The sequence below is a fragment of the Nocardiopsis prasina DSM 43845 genome (genome assembly GCF_000341265.1).
In the GTDB taxonomy this organism is placed as follows: domain Bacteria; phylum Actinomycetota; class Actinomycetes; order Streptosporangiales; family Streptosporangiaceae; genus Nocardiopsis; species Nocardiopsis prasina.
Window position 1 is genome coordinate 1 of sequence record NZ_ANAE01000190.1, and the last position, 1,866, is coordinate 1,866.

General features: G+C 71.2%; 1 protein-coding gene. It reads right to left on the reverse strand.

The annotated features are described in order from the left end of the window. A partial coding sequence (locus D452_RS31510; protein ID WP_017546484.1) for a tetratricopeptide repeat protein occupies nucleotides 1-1,588 on the reverse strand: 1,588 nt, incomplete at its 3' end. Nucleotides 1,589-1,866: the final 278 nt, after the last annotated feature.

The following is a 1,866-nucleotide window of genomic DNA, read 5'->3' on the forward strand; positions in this document are numbered from 1 at the left end:
CCCGGTCCTCGCGGCCGCCTCGGCGGTCGTCACGACGATCGTCGCGGCGGTGGTCCCGGCCCTTGTCGTCACGGCGCTCCCGGGAGGCGGTGGCCTCGGCCTCGGCCGCCGCCTCGTCCGCCTCCTCCTCGACGTCGGTCCAGACGACCCCGTCCTCGACGTCGCTGTCGACCAGCTCGACGCCCTCGATCGCGGCCAGGCGCTCGTCGGCGTCGGTGACACCCTCGCGGTCCACGGAGGAGGCACGCGCGAAGTACTCGCGGGCGTCCTCCTTGCGGCCCAGCTCCTCCAGGACGTCGGCGTACGCGTAGAACAGACGGGCCACGTACGGACGGGCCCGGCGCTCCTTCAGCTCAGGAACCTGGAGCTCCGCCAGGGCAGCCTTCACGTCACCCATGTCGCGGCGGGCACCGGCGGCGACGATCCGCAGCTCGATGCGCTCGTCGGCGTCCAGGTCCTTGGCGGCCGGGTCGTTGGTGATCTCCAGGGCCCGCTCGGGACGGCCGAGGCCGCGCTCGCAGTCGGCCATGATCGCGAGGAAGGTGTCCCGACCACTCATGCGGCGGGCCGCGCGCAGGTCGGAGAGAGCCTCCTGCCACTTGCCCACCGTGTAGGCGGCGATACCGGACGCCTCACGGACCGTGGGTAGGCGGGAGGCCTTGCGGCGAGCGTAGGCAGCGTGCTTGTAGGCACGCTCGGGGTCCTCGTCCACCAGGATGCCGGCCGCGACGATGTGCTTGCCGATGAGCTCGGCCAGGGACTTGGGCAGCGAGTGCAGGTCGCGCTTGGTGTCCTTGTCCAGCTGGTCGTAAGTGGCCTCGTCGGGCAGCGGCGGAGCGATGTCGGCCGGATCGCGGTCATCACGGCGGTCATCGCGACGGTTGTCCCGCTGCGGTCGCCGGTCGTCACGCTGGAAGTCGCGGCCCCGGTTGTTCCGGTTGCCACCACGGTCGTCCCGGCCGCCGTCACGGCCACGGAAGTCGCGCCCGCCGCCCTGGCGGTCATCCCGGCCACGGAAACCTCCACGGTCGTCGCGACGGTCATCGCGCCCGCCACCCTGGCGGTCGTCCCGGCCGCCGTCGCGGCCACGGAAGTCGCGCCCGCCGCCCTGACGGTCGCGATCCCCGCGGTAGCCGCCGCGCTGGCCGTCGCCACCCCGGTTGCCACCACGGTCGTCCCGGCGTTCACCGCCGGGCCCGCCGCGGTAACCGCCACGACGGTCGTCCCCGCCACGGAAGTCGCGGCCGCCACCACGGCGGTCATCGTCGCGCCTGCCGCCACGGTCGTCCCCGCGGTCGTCGCGACCCCGGTATCCGCCCCGGTCCTCACGACGCTCGCCACCGGGACCACCGCGGTTGCCTCCGCGGTCGTCGCGGCGGAACCCACCGCGGCGGTCGTCGCCACCACGGAAGTTGCGGCGGTCGCCACCGCCACCGGAGCCGCCTCTGTCGTCCCGGGAGCCCCTGTAGCCAGACCGGGAACGGGACTCGTCACCGCGCCCGCGACCGCCAGGCTCACCGGAGCGGTTACCGCTGTGGTCGTTTGCTCCGGAGTCCTCGCGGTCTCCCGATCGGCTGTCCTCAGTCATCCAACCCGTCCGTCAACACTCAAAAGCGCTGCCACTTTGAGCAGTAGCAGCGCGTAGTAGTACTCGTATCCTCCAGCTTACGACATGGCGTACGCGCACATCACCAAAGCCGCAGCACACGACGGTGGGCTAGTACACAGGCCAACACACCTCCCGTGGTCAACCCGTCAACCCCGTCCGGGACACCTGATGTCGATATCGGGGAGTCCTCAATCCCGACCCCACCCCACACCCGAAAACCACAATTCACAAACGCACAAACAACCCCAACAAAAAAG